The sequence below is a fragment of the Pleurocapsa sp. PCC 7327 genome (assembly GCF_000317025.1).
Taxonomy (GTDB): domain Bacteria; phylum Cyanobacteriota; class Cyanobacteriia; order Cyanobacteriales; family Microcystaceae; genus Hydrococcus.
The window spans coordinates 376,903-393,880 of the sequence record NC_019689.1 but is presented as its reverse complement, the minus strand read 5'-3'; the positions used below and the strand labels follow the sequence as shown (position 1 = coordinate 393,880).

Below are 16,978 nucleotides of genomic sequence, written 5' to 3'. Positions count from 1 at the left end.
TACTGACTACAGTCAAGCCGCAGGAAAGGAAACCTAAAAAAGAAATGCCATGCAAGTGTCTAAACTCGTCCATATTGGAACTTCTGGTTGGCATTACCAACACTGGCGCGATGTTTTTTATCCCAAAGAACTGGTTAAGAAGGACTGGCTCAAATATTATGCTCAACATTTTCGTACAGTAGAAATTAACAACTCATTCTATAAACTACCATCAGAAGAAACATTGAAAAAATGGCGAGATACGGTTCCTGCCGATTTTACTTTTTCAGTTAAAGCCAGCCGTTACATTACGCATCAAAAAAAGCTCAAAGATCCCCAACAAACGCTGCATAATTTGCTAGAGCGCTTAACGATATTAGGGGACAAATTAGGACCCATTCTGTTTCAGTTACCACCGTATTGGCACTGCGATCGCGAGCGGTTGAACGAGTTTCTTCTGGCACTGCCTAAAGATTATCGCTATGCTTTTGAATTTCGCGATCGCAGTTGGTTTAATCCTCAAGTTTACGAAATGCTATCAACTCAGAAAGTAGCTTTTTGCATTTATGAATTAGCCGAGCAACTTTCCCCTAAAGAAATTACTGCCAACTTTACTTATTGGCGATTCCATGGTTCTGATGGTGCCTATCAAGGTCAATATAGCATTCAAAAGTTAATCGAGTTGGCAAATATTTTCTCAAATTTGACGAGATTGGGAAAAGAAATTTATTGTTATTTTGATAACGATGAATGTGGCTACGCTGCTCGAGATGCCCTGAAATTGCAAGCAATTATTCGAGAAAATTCCGAATAATATCGTTATATATACAAATTGAAGGAATCTCTCAAAAAATGTTGACGCAAACCCTGCAAACTGGTTGAGTGACAAATCTTTGTCCCCTCATCCCTAAATCCCTTCTCCCACAAGGGGCGAAGAGACTTCAGGTAAAAGTCTTAAGTTGAAAGCCTCTCTTCCAGAGCGGGAGAGGGGTTGGGGTGAGGGCGATTTGAGTTTTGTCACTCAACCAGCCCTGCGAAATTTAGAACGGCATGGAATAGTAGAGAGAAAGGTATATCTAGCCTTCCCTTCCAGGGTAGAATATTCTCTCATGCCTTTAGGCGAAACCTCGAGCGAGCCGCTAGGATGCCCTGCCGAATGGTCACAGACACATATCTCAGTAGTCCGAGAAGCAAGCGATCGCTACGACAATCTAATCTAATTTTCAATAGATAAAAGCAATTTGTTAAGATCGACTCAAAAGACAACGATAAAAAGCTGCTGACATTAGATCGCGCTAAATATTTCACCTGTTTCTAAATTAGCTACTGAAAAACGAATGGGAAGCGAAACGATTACTCTGCTATCAAAACGAGAAATAGAAAAAATGCGTCGGGCTGGACGTTTGGCTGCCCAACTTTTGGATCATCTCGCCACAATGGTCAAACCCGGTATAAGCACGCAAGAACTTAACGATGAAGCAGAGCGCTGGACGCAGGCGCACGGAGCTAAAAGCGCTCCTCTAGGCTATCCTGGGGTAAAAATTAACTTTCCCAAGTCGATTTGTACCAGCGTTAATGAAGTAATCTGTCATGGCATTCCCAGCCCCAAACAAATTCTCAAAGAAGGCGACATTATCAATATTGACGTGACTCCAATTTTAGATGGATATCACGGCGATACATCAAGAACTTTTTTCGTGGGAACTCCCTCTCCAATTGCCAAGAAATTAGTTGAAGTGACCGAAGAATGTTTAAGGCGAGGCATTGCCGCCGTCAAACCCGATGGCAGAATTGGCGACATCGGTGCTGCTATCCAGGAATATGCCGAAGCCAACGGCTTTTCTGTGGTGAGAGATTTTGTCGGACACGGAGTTAGTACCGTTTTCCATACAGCGCCGCAAATTCCTCATTACGGTACGCGAGGAAAAGGCAAGCGCCTACGCCCCGGTATGGTATTTACCATCGAGCCGATGATTAATGAAGGGACTTGGGAAGCAGTCGTTCTTGATGATGGATGGACGGCTGTAACAAAAGATGGCAAGCTTTCGGCACAGTTCGAGCATACCATTGCAATTACTGAAGATGGCGCGGAGATTCTCACGCTTCCAGATTAAATAACCATGAAACTTGTAGGAGAAGATTTTCAAACCTGCCCCTACCAACGTTGCGATCTTAACCCTCATTATTTAGCTTGGACGGGTAATGAAAAGAGAGAGATTTTCCGCTCAACGCCTGCCAAACCTCAATATAGTCTTTTATCATCTTTTCTTGCGAGAAATTCCTAGCACGCAATTTTGCCTTACAAGCCATTTCTTGCATGGCTTCGGGATTTCTGAGCGCCCAAAGAATGGATTCGAGTAATTTTTCTTTATCTCCCACCGGAAAGAGAAGACCGCTAACCTTATCCTCAACGATCTCTGGAAGGCTGCTTGCATTTGAGGCAACAATCGGCAAGCCGTTTGCCAAGGCTTCAATCGGTGCAAAAGGAAGTCCTTCAAAATAAGTTGGAAAAACGAACAAATCGGCAGCTTTTAGTAACCTAGCAACGTCAGAACGATACCCTAAAAATAATATATGCTCTGCAACGCCACATAGTTTGGCTTGTTTGACTAGGGATTCCTTTTTCTCTCCCTCGCCAACCCAAATAAATTTGACTTCGGGAAACTCGCTCACAATTGGAGCTACGATTGGGATGAGATCGTGATAACCTTTTTGGGCGCTCAAGCGGCCCACTGTCAGTAAAAGCTTGCTAGTCTTAGATAAGCCGAGTTCCTCCCGGACGCGATCGCGCAATTTCACAATTTCTTGAGGGGAATCATCGTTCGCATCCGAGGCAATTTTAGTGCCGTTATAAATTAGCGTTAATTGGTCTTGGGAAAGCTGAAAATAATCACAAAGCAAGCGGCGATTGTTTTGAGAAATTGCAATCCACTGCTGATTTCTTTTTCTAGCCCAAGCATGTACTTTTAAAATTGTCGGGGTCAATGAAAATTGGGGAGGAACTAATTGAAATACTACTGCTGTCGGTATTTTTAAAAGTCCGCAGGCAAGCAGGGAACCGAAACAGCGATCCGGATAGGGAAGATTGAGTTGTACGACGTCAGGCTTGATTTTGACGAGTAAGGCAAGGGTTCGAGCTAATTGAGGCAAATAGTCGCCTACTTTTTTTAATTCGCGGACGTTTGTGTCGGCAATATTTAGCTCGCGATAATCTACTCCTACTGCTTGAAAAGCTTCAATTAAAGAAGCCGTCTCTTGGGTATTGGGAAAAGCCGCATAGACTTGCCAACCTTCTTTCACTGCGGCTGAGGCTAGGGTTAAAGCATGTTCTTCTGCACCGCCTCGAATGGTAGATGGAAACGCGATCGCTAGCTTCATCACTCAAAAAATAACTATCGATAGTAGGAAAGAAGGTTACTTATCGAGTGTAAGCCTCTAAACCTCAATTGGCGACCCCTATTTTATCCATCTAAATACCTGCTACAAATAGCTCGCTATCTCGCGAGCAGTCGCTCGATTAATTCGATTATTCCTTCTCCTCTGCTTCCTTGCGTTACCCAATCCGCTGCTTGCTTGACCATCGGTAGCGCATTAGCAACGGCAACGGAAAATCCACAAAGCTTAAGAAAGCTTAAATCGTTTTCGGCATCTCCAACGGCGATGACGTTATCCGCGGACAACCCCATGCGATTTAAGGCAGCGTTCAGTCCGGCAGCTTTATCGATGCCAGAAGGCAAAATCATAACAGCGCCTTTGTTGAAGATAATCTGCAACTCTAACCCTAAATCTCGAATAGCAGCAAGAACGGTCATTTCGTTGGGTTTCCAGGTCGCAACGATTACTTTGCCGACGGAGAGGGGGCGAACATCGAGCGATCGCAACCTTTCGATAAAGGCTTCTGGCGGGCGATCGCCTAATAATTGCTCTTCTTTTGTCGCTGGAAAGTACAGCAATGCTCCATTTTCGGCTACTACACTCTCAAAGAGATCGACGTTGGGAAAAACTCGACATAAGTCGTCAAGTAGCCTTCCTGTCACGAGTATGAGTTTTCTTCCCGACTCGCGCAGCCGTTCTAATGCTGCTACAGTTGCCTCGGTTACGCGCCCATCGGCAGCTAACGTGCCGTCATAGTCAGTGGCTAGCGCCAAAAAGTGCATACCGAATACTCTAATATCATTTTGTTGCTGAGCGGCAACAGCTCGATTTACTCTTAAGGCTTGGCAATATCAAGCCTTATTATACTATTTGCGACCTTTTAACCATTTGGCGGCGATCGCGCCTAGAGCTGCTCCTACTAAGGGATTGCTAAGAAACTTGAGAATCGCTGGCCGATCTGCCAAAACTTCTTGGAAAATGTCGGGGTGGTTGTGATAGGCAAAGGCAGCTAATTTGCTGACATCATCGGCACTCATGCGGTTGGGATGATGAGTCGATAATCCGAGTTGTCTTTCTAGGTCGCGATCGCTCAACCCCCTGTGTTTGAAATGCTTGAAGAATTCCCGCGCGACATCATCTCGCTCGTTGGGTTTAATCTGAGCGATCGCCTGTTGCAGTTCGGGTTCCATTTGGTTGGCAGGAATGCGATCGGGATGGAAAGACCGACCGAATAACCGACGGCGCTCGTCTCTAGAGGAACGCTGGGCAAAATCATCGAAATTTTCGTATTTTGACGAGATATCTGCTTCTGATTCGTCGTCGAGAGACTCGACATTCCCGCGAGCCAGATCGTTCATAATCTGGCGTTTATATTCTTCACTACTAGGCATGATTGCAACCTCATTACTGGCAGAAACTAAAAATCATCAACTAAGAAGCTGCTTCGTATTCAATCTGGCGTGTCTGTTTGTCGTATCGAGCGGTTAAAATCAGCTTCTTATCTGGTGCATACATCAACACCGTTAAATTGCGATTGGGGAAGTTTTTCTCAAACCCTTGCATGAGAGACTTAGCAAGACTACGAACTTCCGTAGGGCGAACTTGTGGCGAAATGACCGCTCCTAAAATGTCATTGCCGCGTACATAGGCATCTTTAATTAAGCCTTTGCTCGCTTGAACTACCCAGTCGCCAAACTCTTGACCTTGTGCGGTATTACCGCGTTTGATTTGGCTGTAAGTAGTGCGATCGCCCTCCAATCGGTAAGCTGCGCGATCGCTTGGAGCGGTTGTCGTACAAGCAGTCGTTGTCACCAAAAAGAGAATTAAGCAAACAGCAACCAAACTTCTGCGAAGCCGTGCGAGTAAATTCACGCTGACCTCCTTCAATTGCAAACTAATAACGATTTTTTTGATTGAAATTCTCAAAAAAGAAGCAGATCCAGATAGTTTTGGCTCTACCTAGATCTGCTTCAGTTAGCCTTAGCTTCTATCAACACTGCGCTTCACATCATCTTTGATATCTTCTTTAGCATGACGTGCTTCGGCTTCGACTTGCTTGGCTTTTCCTTCAGCTTGGTCTTTGGGATCGCCAGTTGTTTGTCCAACTGCATCTTGCACTTTACCTTCAATATTTTTGGCGGTAGCTTTTGCTTTTTCTTCTAAACTCATTTGACTGCTCCGTTTTTTGATAACAGAATAAATTCAATTTAGCAGGGGTAAAACTATTCTTAATCCTGCTTTTTTAATTCTATAAAAATAGGATCGATTTTTTATCTTTCTGAAGTTAGATTTATAGAAAATTTTTTACTCTAATTTTAGTAAAAAAATAAGTTAGATAAGAGGACATCTGAAAATTTCATTTTGTCATTCTCAGTGCAGTAGAATGTAACGAAGAATCCCTGTTTGGAGTTGGTATACTCAGATGTTTCGCTTCGCTATCGCTACGCTCAATATGACGAAGTGCTTTTCAGGCGCTCCGCCGTGAGACGGCGGAGTATCTTGCACATTTTATACTTTTGGGACAACCTGTAAGACCGCCTAAGTCAGATTAAAAAAAGATTAATAAAAGCTACACGAGCAACTTAAGCCTAGTCAATGCCCGTGCAGCTTATCTTTAGGAAAATAAAGCGGTTTTTGTTCGATTTTTAGCAACTCTATTGAGTAATATCCTTCAGTGTTCCCTTGACTTCATCGATAAAAGAAGTCGCTTTTTGAGAATTTTCAGGATTTTTCATTTTGTTAGCGTCAGCAGCTCCCTGAACTTCATTCAAACCTCCTTGCGATCGCTCCTGAACTTCTCTGAGTGTTGTCGGAGGTGCTTGAATGGTTTCATCTGTCTTTTGTTGGATTTTGTTTAAATTTACCTCGCCTTCTGAAGGACTGCTTTTGGTACTTCCAATAGCAGCAGCAGGATAGGCACTAGAGAAGAACAATAAAGCGCAAGCAAAAGCTGTCACTAGAAAACGTATTGTATGCAGAACAAAATTCATATACCCTCCGAAATCATTTATGGTTAATAAGACTAACTTCGTTGTTTGTGCGAAACAGCTACTCAACCGAAAGATCGGTCAGCAAATTTCCGAATTTTACTGTCCAAAGAAAGTTTTTACTTTATTCATTACATTTTCTGTTGTGTCTTCAACCCGATTTTCTGCCTTCTGTAATTCGCTTTGAGTCTTGCCTATATTTTGCTGGGCGCGACCCTTAATCTGCTTGGCAGTTGCATCGGCTTGTCCGGCTGTTCTTTTAGCTGCTTTTTCAACCTTTTTTCCTGCCTCGTCGATCGCGCTTTGGGTTTTGCCAAGTTCTTGCTGGGCGCGACCCTCAACCTGGTTTTTGAGACCGGAACTTCCTAAGTCGGCAAGAGATCGATAATTGCTTTCTAAGGCTGTTGCATTGGCAAAATTATTGGCAAAAATGAAGCTCCCTTGCCATCCAAATGCTAATGCCAGCAAACAGCTAAAAGCTAAAAGCAATTTACGACCATTTTTCCAGAGATTATTAACAATAAAATTGTTTTTCACCGAAAAACTCCTTATTGGTTCTTATAAGCTATTTTTAGCGTAAAGACATCCGTAATTAAATCGATCCACAGTTGGATAATAAGATGATGAAAAATTTCAATTAAATACCTCTATAGGTAGAGAAATTTAATTTAGGTACTATGTCTAAAATCTCGAAAAGTGAGTAAGAATAGCTTTTTTATCTCTCCTTCTTTTGGTTTGGAGAACAAAATAGTAAGATTGCCTATCAAAAATACAAGGAAATTACTAGCAGCGATCGCTAGAAAGCTTTAACACAGAAAAGTATTAACAGACAAAGGCTTTTGTGGGCTTCCTATCCAACAGCAAGCTAAAACTGATAATAGAAGTCTTTGCTATTCTTATGGTTAGAGCTAGTCATGGTACTTCTTCCTTCTCAACTAAAATCGCCAATCGCTAATGTAAGCGAGGAAGCTAGCCAAATCTTTTTTTCGTCAGTCTTAAACCGTCGTTATTACGACGATTTAGAAGCGCTGATGTTTTTTAATCCGCAACAGGGGAAATTTAGAAACGCAGTAAGCCAGTTAGTCGATCGCTACGGCAACCCTAAAATTGTTGAAGAGAAAGGTATACTGCGCCTTCAGATTGGTTCGCCGTCCATCGCTCAAACTCTCTTTGGCTTCGATCGCCCCGTAGATGGAGAGTTAATTGGTGCAGTCGTTTACATTCGCGAGTGCATCGATTGTTTAGCGATTATTCATCTTGCAGTCAAAGAAGATTATTCGATTTCTGGTTGCTATGGCGATCGCTTATTAGTTCTGCATTTGATACAAAAAGTTCAAGAAATAGGTTCCCGTCTCAAAGGGGTGGAATTTATTGAGATTCTCTACGAGCGATCGCGTAAAAAAAAATTCCCGTTCGTCACCTTACCAGTTAAAAATTTATAATTTCACTTCGTTCGAGGGTAAACTCCGCTCCTTGAAGCATCTCGCCTCAACAAAAAATTGAGATTGTTCGCTCCATTTCATTGCGCTCGCAATGACAAATTCTACCGCTCTTGGACTTTCCAAACATCCTCGTAAGACGACTAGATAAATATTTCAGTCCATTTTAATGGACTTGATATATGAGCCGGGGAATTGATTCCCCGGCGGTTGTTGCCAAGAATGTAAGATTTGAGGTATTTGGTTGGCCCTGGGCACCAATAATTGTTTCTAGGTTCTGAATTAAGCTTGTCTGCGGGTCTCCATTCCCGACTACACCTTTAGGAAATAGGATAATGGGTACTCCCAAACGACTGTAATCTACGGTGTCAATGCCTGCTCCGCCATTAATGCGATCGCTTCAAATAAGCGTCTGCGAACAAGAGTTATTCTCTTTGCTTTGTGCGATCGCACCTTAAATTAGCACAGCTTTTCATAACTTTTTATCAAAAACTTAGAAGTACAATCTGATATTTATGCATAAATTTACAAATTTTAAGATTTAGGATGACTACTGCACCCGTTTCAGGGGCAAATTTTGCTCTGTCTCAAGAGGAAGAAACTTTTTCTGAGAAGGCAATTGCTTCAGACACTAAAGTCCATCAGAACAATAGTTGTGTCGTCGGACGCATTCGGAACTAAATGCGATCGCAATTTAATAAATGTTAGCAACAGATGCCTGAGTAGGATATCTAGTTTAACTTTTAAGAGAAATTCTCTCAAATCCCGAATAAATATTAAATTTTTGTCCGCGCAGAAAACCGATTAAAGTAATCCCAAATTCTTTAGCGACGGCAACAGCCAAACTACTCGGTGCAGAAACGGCGCAAACGATTGAAACGCCAGCAGCAATGCACTTTTGCAGAATTTCAAAACTCGCTCGTCCGCTAACCATAACAATATGTTCGTTTAGAGGTAATTCATCGGCTAAAAAAGCCGAACCAATTAATTTATCGAGTGCATTATGCTTTCCTACATCTTCTCGCAATTTTACTAGTTGTCCTTGAAAGTCAAATAGAGCGGATGCATGTAATCCCCCCGTTGCCGTAAAAATTCCTTGGGCAGAACGCAATTTATCCGGTAGACTATAAATGATTTCAGGCGTAACCTTTCGTCCGATGGAAATCATCGGACAATCGCGAATTTTTATCGAATCAATACTCGCTTTTCCACAAACTCCACAGGCACTCGTTGTAAAAAAATGACGCTCCAGAGGTGCTAAATTGGGTTGCAATCCTTTTCTTAAAGAGACGTTAATAATGTTATAGCGTTGTTCGCCATCTAAACCTGGATCGACGCAATAAGCAATCTTTTCAACATCTTCTTGTCGATGAATGATTCCCTCACTATAAAGAAATCCAATAGCTAAATCGAAATCTGCTCCCGGCGTTCGCATAGTTATGGCAACGGTTTGTTTGGGTTCAATCAGACGGATTTCTAGGGGTTCTTCTGTTGCAAGATAATCCGAACGAGAACGGATTTTACTATTTTCTACAACCCAGACTTGAGATTTTATTTTACTGCCGGGAGTTTCTTTCATCGCTTCAGTTTACCTAGAAAATTTTTCTGGATCTATATTCCAATTTACTCAGTTAATTACCTCTCTTACAGGATGTTTAAGAATTGTTTTTGAAAACAAACGTAGTAAAATAATAAACTGCCAAGAAGAGTTGAAATATGTTAACTTAGAAAAGAAAACATTTAAATTAAACAAAGAAGATTTGATTTAGAAAAAAGTTAACCAAATCTCGATCGACAAAAGCCGAGCGAGGCAGAACGACAAAAAACACTTTAGTTTTTCCCAAAACAAGCATAAGTGGCTGTAACCGCATCAGTAAACCCTTCGCGATTGATTGGTTTGCTAGAAAGTGTAATTCTCTATTACTTCTGCTAATCAACTGGAATTTAAGCTTCTCGTTCGCGAGCTAGTCTTTCAATTTTAGTCGGTTTATTCTGCCATATTTTTAGAGAGAAAATATTTTCAAAAAGCCAAGTGCGATCGCGCCAAATTATTAATTCTCTAAAGAAATAACTATGACAACTAAGCGAATTTTAGTCATTGACAACGAACAGTATATTCAGGAAGTAACCCAGATTTGTCTGGAAACCGTAGCCGGATGGCAGGTAATAACGGCTAGTTCTGGTTTAGAGGGGTTGAGCAAAGCAGAAAGCGAACAACCAGATGCCATTTTGTTAGATCTGATCATGCCAGAGATGGACGGACTGACAACTTTTAAAAAATTGCAAGAAAATCCTCTTACTCGTCAAATTCCTGTAATTTTCTTAACAGCAAAAGTAATAGCTTTCGGTGATTCCAGTGTAGCCCTTAATACTTTAACAGCGATCCCCAAGCCGTTTAATCCTCTGGAGCTAGCCAATCAAATTTCAGAAATTCTTGGCTGGACTGACTAACTCTTCTAAAAAAATTAATTTAAATGTAACGATCCCAAATCCTCACAATTTCCTCAAATTGTTTCTTTATTCTTAAAGTTAAGATTCCAACTCGAATGATGAAATCTCCAAGTAGGAACGAGTAAAAATTCAAAAAATCAATAAGCAATAGAGAGAGTGGGAGGGAATTTTTATGTTATTAAACGAAAATCAGGTCTGGTATCCTCCTATTGAACTAATAGAAACAGATACAGCTTTAATCTTGAGAGCAGAAATTCCAGGGGTGAAGATCCGCGACTTGGACGTTCGCACAACTAAAAGTTTGATTTCCATTACTGGAAAGCGTCACGAGCAACATTTTGCCAATGAAAAAGAACTGATTTGTTCGCAACTACATTACGGACAGATTGAGTGTCTTATCGAGTTACCAGTACCGATTCAAAACCATCGTGTCGAAGCAGAATTAGTCGATGGCGTTCTAACGGTTATCATGCCCAAAGCTCAAACATGGGACAACCCTAAAAATCAGGAAAATATACAAGAAATATTGGCTTTATTTCCAGCCTAGTCACTCGTAGCAGGTTAGCAATTCTCAATCCTCACAATTTCCTCAAATTGTTTTTCTAATCTCAAACTAGAGCCAAGTCAATCTAAGTCAATCTAGCTTCCAGATAGCCGTTTTTAAAGCAATCGATCGCAAACCTATTAACCGGAGGGAAAAGTGAGCATGAACGCAAAAGAATCAGCTAGAGAACTAATGACCCAAAAGCGTCAGCAGGAAGAGCATCGACATGAAACGATGTTGAATCGCTCGCAAGAGGAACTAGAAACTGCTAACACCACTGAGATAGAGGAACAAGCAAGAGAACTGATGGCACAGCAACGCCAACAGGAAGAACATGTAGAAGAGTCCATGCTTAGCCGAGCAGAAGCTGAAATACAAGCTTCTAAGGACTAATTTTGAAGAGAAAACCTCTCTTCGGCACAAACCATTAAAACTATGGAGGAGTACCGGAAAATATTTCGTTTCGTCAAGTCAATTGCTAAACTCGACTATTAATCTTGATGAAGTCAACATCAAGCTCCTGGAAATTGTGAATTGATTTGACTACTCCTCTAACTTTTTTCAAGAGGGTTTTGATGCTATGTCTGCTAATAATCAAAAAGATGAAAATCGGTTGACTTTTAGAGAATGTCTCAATTTAATTTGTAGATATTTAAGTCAACCAATTGGAGATCCGAATTATAAATTTATCTTCAATTTTCAAGAGTTTAAAAAACATTTTTTACAGCTCCAGTTGCTGGAACGCTGTTGGAATCTGGAATGCGCTCAATTTTTAGAACATTGCTGGAATCTAGAGTTTAAGCCAGAAACAACTCAACGTTAAGCTTGGTAAATCGATCGCTTTACACTTGACTTATAAGTCAAGGTTGATCTGTGACTATCATTTTTTAATAAATTTTTCTGAAAACTATACGATAATTGAAAATTTTTTAATCGAATAGCGCATAGAGCGTATAGGTTGTTTTAATTGATTTTGTCGGCGATCTGCAAATTTTAATTAAGAAATAAAACGATCTAGAGAAACTCTATTATAATAGAAATAAAGAATAAGACTTAGCAAATCAACAGTAAGATAGTAAATTTTTTTAGACAATCTAAACAGACTTAGCAAGTGGAGGGTTAGTAATCATGAAATTGTTAAAAGACCTGCAACAAGTCATTCAAAATATCTGGCTTAGTATTTTAAGGATTTTCAGCCCTAGAGATGACGACTATCCAGAAACCGGAGTTCAGCCTTTTGAAGGCGAACCCTATGACGGAAATCAACAATCTTTCTAGAAATTTGGAAGCGTCAAAATTCAATTCCTAGCATCGGCTAATAGCTACTCGCTATTAGCTCTTAATTTTTAGGAGTTCAAAAGCGATTCTCCGTCCTCTATCTTTAGTCTCCTATCAGCCCCCGTAAAAAATGCTAGACCTATAGTAAAGACCGGAAAATTTACAGTCTTGCTCGACTTGGGTTGCTTCCTGTCAGAATAACTAATAACAGGCTCTATTCTAAGAGGGTTTCATGGTCGATTCTGGCTTATCTAAACCTCAACGCAACTGGCTACAAAACTGGTGGGCATCTCTTAATCCCCTATCGCGCCTACTAGCGATCGCTCTGGCAGCTCCGCTAACCGTCCTCAATGCTAGGGCATTTTCTGCCATCTTTGGTTACTTTCGATCGCTGATTGTCATTTTATTGCTAGCCTCTGTCCTAGCATTCCTGCTGAATTATCCTGTCAATTTCTTAGAAAGTAGAGGAGTGAGGCGAGAACACGCAGCTATCCTGGTTTTTCTCCTCACTTTATTTATTTTCCTGGGACTGGGCTTAACCTTATTGCCACTAGCTTTCTCGCAGGCACAACAACTCGTCGCTCGCTTACCCGAATGGCTCGATTCCGGGCAACGTCAATTAATGATGCTAGACGAGCGGGTTCAGAATTTAGGCTTACCGATTAGCTTTGACGGCTTGATCGCTCAAATTAACAGCCGACTGGCAGGAGAACTACAAAGTCTCGCTGGAAAAATTCTCAATTTAGCCTTAAGCCTGACAGTTTTTACGGTCGTGCGATCGTTAGACGTTCTTTTGACCGTCATCTTAACCTTTTATTTGCTCCTGCACAGTCAGGATATCTGGCGAAGCTTAATCGAATGGTTGCCCAAAAGTATACAGAAGCCTTTTACTGAAACCCTGCGATTGAGTTTCCAAAACTACTTTCTGGCGCAGATCGTTAGCGCAACTTTAATGGCTTCAGGTTTAGTTTCTAGCTTTCTGCTTCTGAAAATACCATTTGGTCTGCTCTTTGGCTTAACCATTGGTTTGATGGCACTAATTCCTTTTGGCGGCTCCGTGGGAATTGCTTTAGTCACTCTGCTGGTAGCTCTGCAAAACATTGGCTCGGCACTCCAATTACTTGCCGTTGCGGTTGTCGTACAGCAAATCGTCGAAAACGGAATCGCTCCGAGAGTGTTAGGCAGCGTAACGGGTTTAAATCCCTTTTGGGTTTTGTTGGCTCTCCTAACCGGAGCGAGAATTGGAGGATTGTTGGGGGTTATTGTTGCCGTGCCGACGGCAGTAATGATTAAAGAGGCGCTGACAATAGTACGCTCTACAGCAAATGGATCGCAGCCGCATCTCTCTCGAGAAGAGATTTCGCAAACGCATCCCGATTCAGAAACCGCCATCGAGGAACAGTCAGAAGAAACTGAGATCGTTAAGTCGCGCTAATCGCATCTCCCATGAAGTGTACTTTTTTATCGCTCCTCCAAGAAAGCACCAACCCAATAATGCTATAGCCGAGAGCGCGGTAGGTTCTGGTACGGTTTGGGTAACTCTTTGGCGAACCGTATCTGCTATTATCCGATGAGTAGCAGTGGTTGGGTGCTGATTATCGTAGTATGAGAATGCTTTGGGGTCATTTGCCAGAGCCGAGCTACAGGCCAGCCAACCTGGAAGGTTATCGGAATCGACGGTCGGAAAGTTTATTCCCGTGCAGTTATCGGCGATCTTCTTGTAACCGACCGAACCTGGGTCGGACGCGATCCGCGCGAATAGACTGTTAAGAGCTACCGAGATAATGTTAGTCTGAGGGAACGAGCGACTTAATCGATCGAGGCTCTGCGCTAGGAGATCGTTATGCGCTTGAGTTAATAGATCGAGCTGTTCGCAACTACGGAACCCTGAGCGCGACCTAAAGGAGTCTTGCCCAGATTCGGCAAGTTGAGCGCGACAATGTTATGAGTGCCAGCATTAGCAAGAGCTGCGATCGCGGCTGATAAATTATTAACTGGTTCTTGAGGGTTGGTTGTCAAACCGCCTAAATAGTCATTAGCGCCACCCCAGAGGATGTATAGCCCGTTTTCGTCGGCAAGCTGTCCGTTAAGCAAGTTGAGGAATGTATCGACCTGCGTTGCCATGCCTGGAAAAGGCGGAGGAGCGATGTTAGAGCTTCCTGTAGTTGCACCAATAAAGGCAAAGTTAATGCCATCAGCGGGAATGCCACTATTGGCAGGCAGCGTAGTAATCGGTGCCGGGTTGAATCCCAAATCATCAGCGAGATATTCTACCCAAACAGAACCGTTGGAAGCCCGTCCTTGAAAATAAAACGGTTGGGGTGGAAACTCAGAGCCACTGAGATTGTAGAAATTGCCAGGGTCGGAAAGACTATCCCCGAAGATAAAGAGCGAGTCGTAATGGGGGACTGTCGCTCCGGCTGGTAATGCAGATAAAGTAGTTAGAGCGATCGCGACTCTACCTACGGTCTTGAGATTGCAATTAAACTTCATAAGTGCTTTTACTGGTTAAAATTTTCTGAAATTTTTGAGATTAGGGAAATTTAATTGAACTTTTCTGCTTGCTGGGAGATTATAACCAACCCCGCTCTTTCCTCCGACGGGGTTTACTGACACAAACTCTATCAATTGAGAGATTAGAGCCTTTTGCAGAGAAGTTTTTCAGCAAACCAAGACGCGCGCGATCGCCCAAATCGTTTCCTATGATGGGTACGAGCGACTGTCGTTTACTTTAAATTCATCAAGCCCTAATCTAGATTTTTCCGCGTTTCAGATAGGATGACTATAGGTAAAGAAAAAATAATTCATTATGAAGTTTAGATGAAGATTCTACTCGTAGAGGATGACGAGCGTATCACCGACGCACTCCTAGAAGATCTGACCGACCAGCACTATGTTGTAGAAGTGGCCCATGACGGACAAGCAGCTTGGGATCTCGTCGATAGCTTTACCTACGATCTGATCCTGTTGGACGTGATGCTGCCTAAAATAGATGGAATCAATCTATGCCGACGGTTGCGCGCTCAAGGATGCACTACGCCAATCCTGATGCTAACAGCCAGAGATACAGTTAGCGATCGCGTTTTGGGACTCGATGCGGGAGCCGATGACTACTTAGTTAAGCCCTTTGACCTACAAGAATTATCGGCTCGAATTCGCGCCTTGATGCGCCGGGGAAGTTCGCCGCTTCCACCCGTGCTGGAGTGGGGAGAGTTGCGTCTCGATCCGAGTACCTGCGAAGTTTCCTATGAAAACCGTTCCTTAACCCTCAGCCCCACAGAGTACCGCTTGTTAGAGTTTTTCCTGCGTCACGGTCGTCGGGTATTCAGTCGGGCGCAAATCCTCGAACAACTTTGGTCGTTCGATCAAATTCCCGAAGAATCGACAGTGAAAGCGCACATCAGAAGTTTGCGACAAAAACTAGAAGCAGCAGGAGCGCCTGCCGATTTTATCGAGACAGTATATGGTCTGGGCTATCGGCTTAAGCAAAAACCTTAATGCAAACGCTTTCGCTTTAGTTATAACAGTTTTATTTTGAATAGCTTATGACCGATGTTTCAATATTTGCGCTGGCGACTTTTATTGTCCTATCTAACCGTAATGGCTACCATTTTGAGTCTCTTTGGGGCAGGGGTCTATGTTTTTTTTAGTCGTAGCCTCTATCGCGAATTAGATAAGAAATTGCAAACGCTAGCTGAATCTGCCGTTCCGTCTCTTAGCGAAGTCAAAGCCAAAAAAGAGCAGTATTTAAAGGATGTCGATCGCGTCAGTTGGGGCGAGATTCTCTATCGAGAACGACAGAGCGTAGAGTGGTTCGATGCAGACGGTCAGCCGCTCGTCTCTAAAGGGACGCTGAATTTAGCTCTACCGCCAAGACCCGGTTTTTGGACGATCGAGCGGATGCAAAGACCGTCACAAATTCGGACTTTCACCATCCCCGTCACCGGAGGGGACACGGAGGCGAATTCTCCCTCCCTAGAAGGCTATATTCGGGTCAGTCAATCGACAGAGGAAATCGAAACGATCCAAAGCCAACTGCTGTGGGGAATGGGAATGGGGGCGGTAACGACTTTGGGATTGGTGGGTTTGGCTGGTTTCTGGCTGAGTCAGCGAGCGATCGAGCCAGTCGAGCAAAGTTTTCAGCGCTTAAAACAGTTTACGGCGGATGCTTCCCACGAGTTGCGCGGTCCTCTGACGGCGATTAAAGCCTCTGTGGACGTAATGCGCAACCATCCCGAACGCATTCATCCCAAGGATGCCAAAAAGCTATCGGCGATCGCCTCTGCTACCAGCCAGATGATCGAGCTGACGGAAGATTTGCTGTTTCTCGCTCGCACCGATACGCCGAGTTCGTCATTGGAGACGGGGCGATCGCCAATCGCTCTCAATACTATTTTGCAAGAGTTAGTGGATTTGTTCGTCCCCTTTGCCCAAGAAAAGGGGGTGCAGATTGACTATCAAGAACTCGCTGCGGTATCGATCGACGGCGAGCGCTCTCAATTGAGTCGTTTATTTTCTAATCTGCTGCGCAATGGCATTCAATACACGCCTTCCGGCGGTCGGGTGATGCTTCGCCTCACGAGAAACAATCGCTTTGCCATCATTGACGTGAAAGACACCGGGATCGGGATCGCTCCCGAAGAACTGCCGTTCGTGTTCGATCGCTTCTGGAGAGCGGACAAAGCTCGCTCTCGCCGCGAAGGGGGTACGGGGTTAGGACTGTCTATTGCCGTCGCGATCGCCCAGCGTCATGGCGGAAAAATTACGGTCAACAGTCAGTTGAAAGTAGGGAGCTGCTTTACCGTATATTTGCCTTTGAATGCTGCCGCCACCTCTTCCCTTCCTGCTGGACAGCGGCGAGAATTGCCGCTTGAGGGAGTTCGCGCTCAGTCAATGCAAACGAGCAAGTAAAATATAACCAACCA

The 16,978-nt window shown here is 43.1% G+C and carries 21 protein-coding genes; 12 read left to right on the top strand and 9 right to left on the bottom strand.

The genetic code is table 11. The features are described from left to right. The first annotated feature begins 49 nt into the window (after positions 1 to 49). The 3 genes from PLE7327_RS01665 to map all read left to right on the top strand — a co-directional run bounded on the left by PLE7327_RS01665 (position 50) and on the right by map (position 2,093). Positions 50 to 793, top strand: coding sequence for a DUF72 domain-containing protein (locus tag PLE7327_RS01665; protein WP_015142124.1), 744 nt, complete (start codon positions 50 to 52; stop codon positions 791 to 793). Positions 794 to 938: 145 nt separating this feature from the next. Further along, positions 939 to 1,199: a helix-turn-helix domain-containing protein gene (locus PLE7327_RS23060; RefSeq protein ID WP_071880589.1), complete on the top strand. Its 261-nt coding sequence runs from the start codon at positions 939 to 941 to the stop codon at positions 1,197 to 1,199. A gap of 117 nt (positions 1,200 to 1,316) precedes the next feature. Beyond that, complete coding sequence (gene map / locus PLE7327_RS01660) at positions 1,317 to 2,093, top strand: type I methionyl aminopeptidase (protein WP_015142123.1); 777 nt, start codon at positions 1,317 to 1,319, stop codon at positions 2,091 to 2,093. A 58-nt stretch (positions 2,094 to 2,151) separates the two neighbouring features. On the opposite strand, the gene PLE7327_RS01655 is transcribed toward map, so the two are convergent. The 7 genes from PLE7327_RS01655 to PLE7327_RS01625 all read right to left on the bottom strand — a co-directional run bounded on the left by PLE7327_RS01655 (position 2,152) and on the right by PLE7327_RS01625 (position 6,878). Continuing rightward, the gene (locus tag PLE7327_RS01655; RefSeq protein ID WP_015142122.1) at positions 2,152 to 3,357 is read right to left on the bottom strand and encodes a glycosyltransferase family 4 protein; all 1,206 of its coding nucleotides are present in this window, start codon (positions 3,355 to 3,357) and stop codon (positions 2,152 to 2,154) included. Positions 3,358 to 3,473: 116 nt separating this feature from the next. Continuing rightward, positions 3,474 to 4,136 (bottom strand): HAD family hydrolase, encoded by a 663-nt coding sequence (locus PLE7327_RS01650; RefSeq protein ID WP_015142121.1) that lies wholly within the window; start codon positions 4,134 to 4,136, stop codon positions 3,474 to 3,476. An 84-nt stretch (positions 4,137 to 4,220) separates the two neighbouring features. Continuing rightward, positions 4,221 to 4,745, bottom strand: a complete 525-nt coding sequence (locus PLE7327_RS01645) for a hypothetical protein (protein ID WP_015142120.1) — start codon at positions 4,743 to 4,745, stop codon at positions 4,221 to 4,223. Positions 4,746 to 4,785: 40 nt separating this feature from the next. Then, positions 4,786 to 5,226: a hypothetical protein gene (locus tag PLE7327_RS01640; protein ID WP_015142119.1), complete on the bottom strand. Its 441-nt coding sequence runs from the start codon at positions 5,224 to 5,226 to the stop codon at positions 4,786 to 4,788. A gap of 108 nt (positions 5,227 to 5,334) precedes the next feature. Next, positions 5,335 to 5,523 (bottom strand): CsbD family protein, encoded by a 189-nt coding sequence (locus tag PLE7327_RS01635; protein ID WP_015142118.1) that lies wholly within the window; start codon positions 5,521 to 5,523, stop codon positions 5,335 to 5,337. Between the two features lie 485 nt (positions 5,524 to 6,008). Further along, complete coding sequence (locus tag PLE7327_RS01630; RefSeq protein WP_015142117.1) at positions 6,009 to 6,344, bottom strand: hypothetical protein; 336 nt, start codon at positions 6,342 to 6,344, stop codon at positions 6,009 to 6,011. A 96-nt stretch (positions 6,345 to 6,440) separates the two neighbouring features. After that, complete coding sequence (locus tag PLE7327_RS01625) at positions 6,441 to 6,878, bottom strand: hypothetical protein (protein ID WP_015142116.1); 438 nt, start codon at positions 6,876 to 6,878, stop codon at positions 6,441 to 6,443. A 377-nt stretch (positions 6,879 to 7,255) separates the two neighbouring features. Here PLE7327_RS01625 and PLE7327_RS01620 point away from each other — a divergent pair, with 377 nt between their 5' ends. Both PLE7327_RS01620 and PLE7327_RS26080 read left to right on the top strand, forming a co-directional pair. After that, positions 7,256 to 7,783 (top strand): hypothetical protein, encoded by a 528-nt coding sequence (locus PLE7327_RS01620; RefSeq protein ID WP_015142115.1) that lies wholly within the window; start codon positions 7,256 to 7,258, stop codon positions 7,781 to 7,783. Positions 7,784 to 8,326: 543 nt separating this feature from the next. Beyond that, on the top strand, positions 8,327 to 8,461 hold the full coding sequence (locus tag PLE7327_RS26080) for a hypothetical protein (RefSeq protein ID WP_015142114.1): 135 nt from the start codon (positions 8,327 to 8,329) through the stop codon (positions 8,459 to 8,461). A gap of 55 nt (positions 8,462 to 8,516) precedes the next feature. Here the strand turns inward: PLE7327_RS26080 and fdhD are convergent, their stop codons facing one another. Next, complete coding sequence (gene fdhD / locus PLE7327_RS01615) at positions 8,517 to 9,359, bottom strand: formate dehydrogenase accessory sulfurtransferase FdhD (protein ID WP_015142113.1); 843 nt, start codon at positions 9,357 to 9,359, stop codon at positions 8,517 to 8,519. Positions 9,360 to 9,853: 494 nt separating this feature from the next. Between fdhD and PLE7327_RS01610 the strand changes: the two genes are divergently transcribed. The 5 genes from PLE7327_RS01610 (at position 9,854) to PLE7327_RS01590 (ending at position 13,488) form a co-directional block, all read left to right on the top strand. Then, positions 9,854 to 10,231, top strand: coding sequence for a response regulator (locus tag PLE7327_RS01610; protein ID WP_015142112.1), 378 nt, complete (start codon positions 9,854 to 9,856; stop codon positions 10,229 to 10,231). A gap of 172 nt (positions 10,232 to 10,403) precedes the next feature. Beyond that, positions 10,404 to 10,778: an Hsp20/alpha crystallin family protein gene (locus PLE7327_RS01605; RefSeq protein WP_015142111.1), complete on the top strand. Its 375-nt coding sequence runs from the start codon at positions 10,404 to 10,406 to the stop codon at positions 10,776 to 10,778. A 159-nt stretch (positions 10,779 to 10,937) separates the two neighbouring features. Beyond that, positions 10,938 to 11,168, top strand: coding sequence for a hypothetical protein (locus tag PLE7327_RS01600; protein WP_015142110.1), 231 nt, complete (start codon positions 10,938 to 10,940; stop codon positions 11,166 to 11,168). A gap of 735 nt (positions 11,169 to 11,903) precedes the next feature. Further along, on the top strand, positions 11,904 to 12,053 hold the full coding sequence (locus PLE7327_RS24660) for a hypothetical protein (protein WP_015142108.1): 150 nt from the start codon (positions 11,904 to 11,906) through the stop codon (positions 12,051 to 12,053). 232 nt (positions 12,054 to 12,285) lie between these two features. Further along, positions 12,286 to 13,488, top strand: coding sequence for an AI-2E family transporter (locus PLE7327_RS01590; RefSeq protein ID WP_015142107.1), 1,203 nt, complete (start codon positions 12,286 to 12,288; stop codon positions 13,486 to 13,488). Between the two features lie 419 nt (positions 13,489 to 13,907). Here the strand turns inward: PLE7327_RS01590 and PLE7327_RS01585 are convergent, their stop codons facing one another. Then, on the bottom strand, positions 13,908 to 14,546 hold the full coding sequence (locus PLE7327_RS01585) for an SGNH/GDSL hydrolase family protein (protein ID WP_051036367.1): 639 nt from the start codon (positions 14,544 to 14,546) through the stop codon (positions 13,908 to 13,910). A 327-nt stretch (positions 14,547 to 14,873) separates the two neighbouring features. Between PLE7327_RS01585 and PLE7327_RS01580 the strand changes: the two genes are divergently transcribed. Both PLE7327_RS01580 and PLE7327_RS01575 read left to right on the top strand, forming a co-directional pair. Further along, positions 14,874 to 15,551: a response regulator transcription factor gene (locus PLE7327_RS01580; protein WP_015142106.1), complete on the top strand. Its 678-nt coding sequence runs from the start codon at positions 14,874 to 14,876 to the stop codon at positions 15,549 to 15,551. A 54-nt stretch (positions 15,552 to 15,605) separates the two neighbouring features. Continuing rightward, positions 15,606 to 16,964 (top strand): cell wall metabolism sensor histidine kinase WalK, encoded by a 1,359-nt coding sequence (locus tag PLE7327_RS01575; RefSeq protein ID WP_015142105.1) that lies wholly within the window; start codon positions 15,606 to 15,608, stop codon positions 16,962 to 16,964. Positions 16,965 to 16,978: the final 14 nt, after the last annotated feature.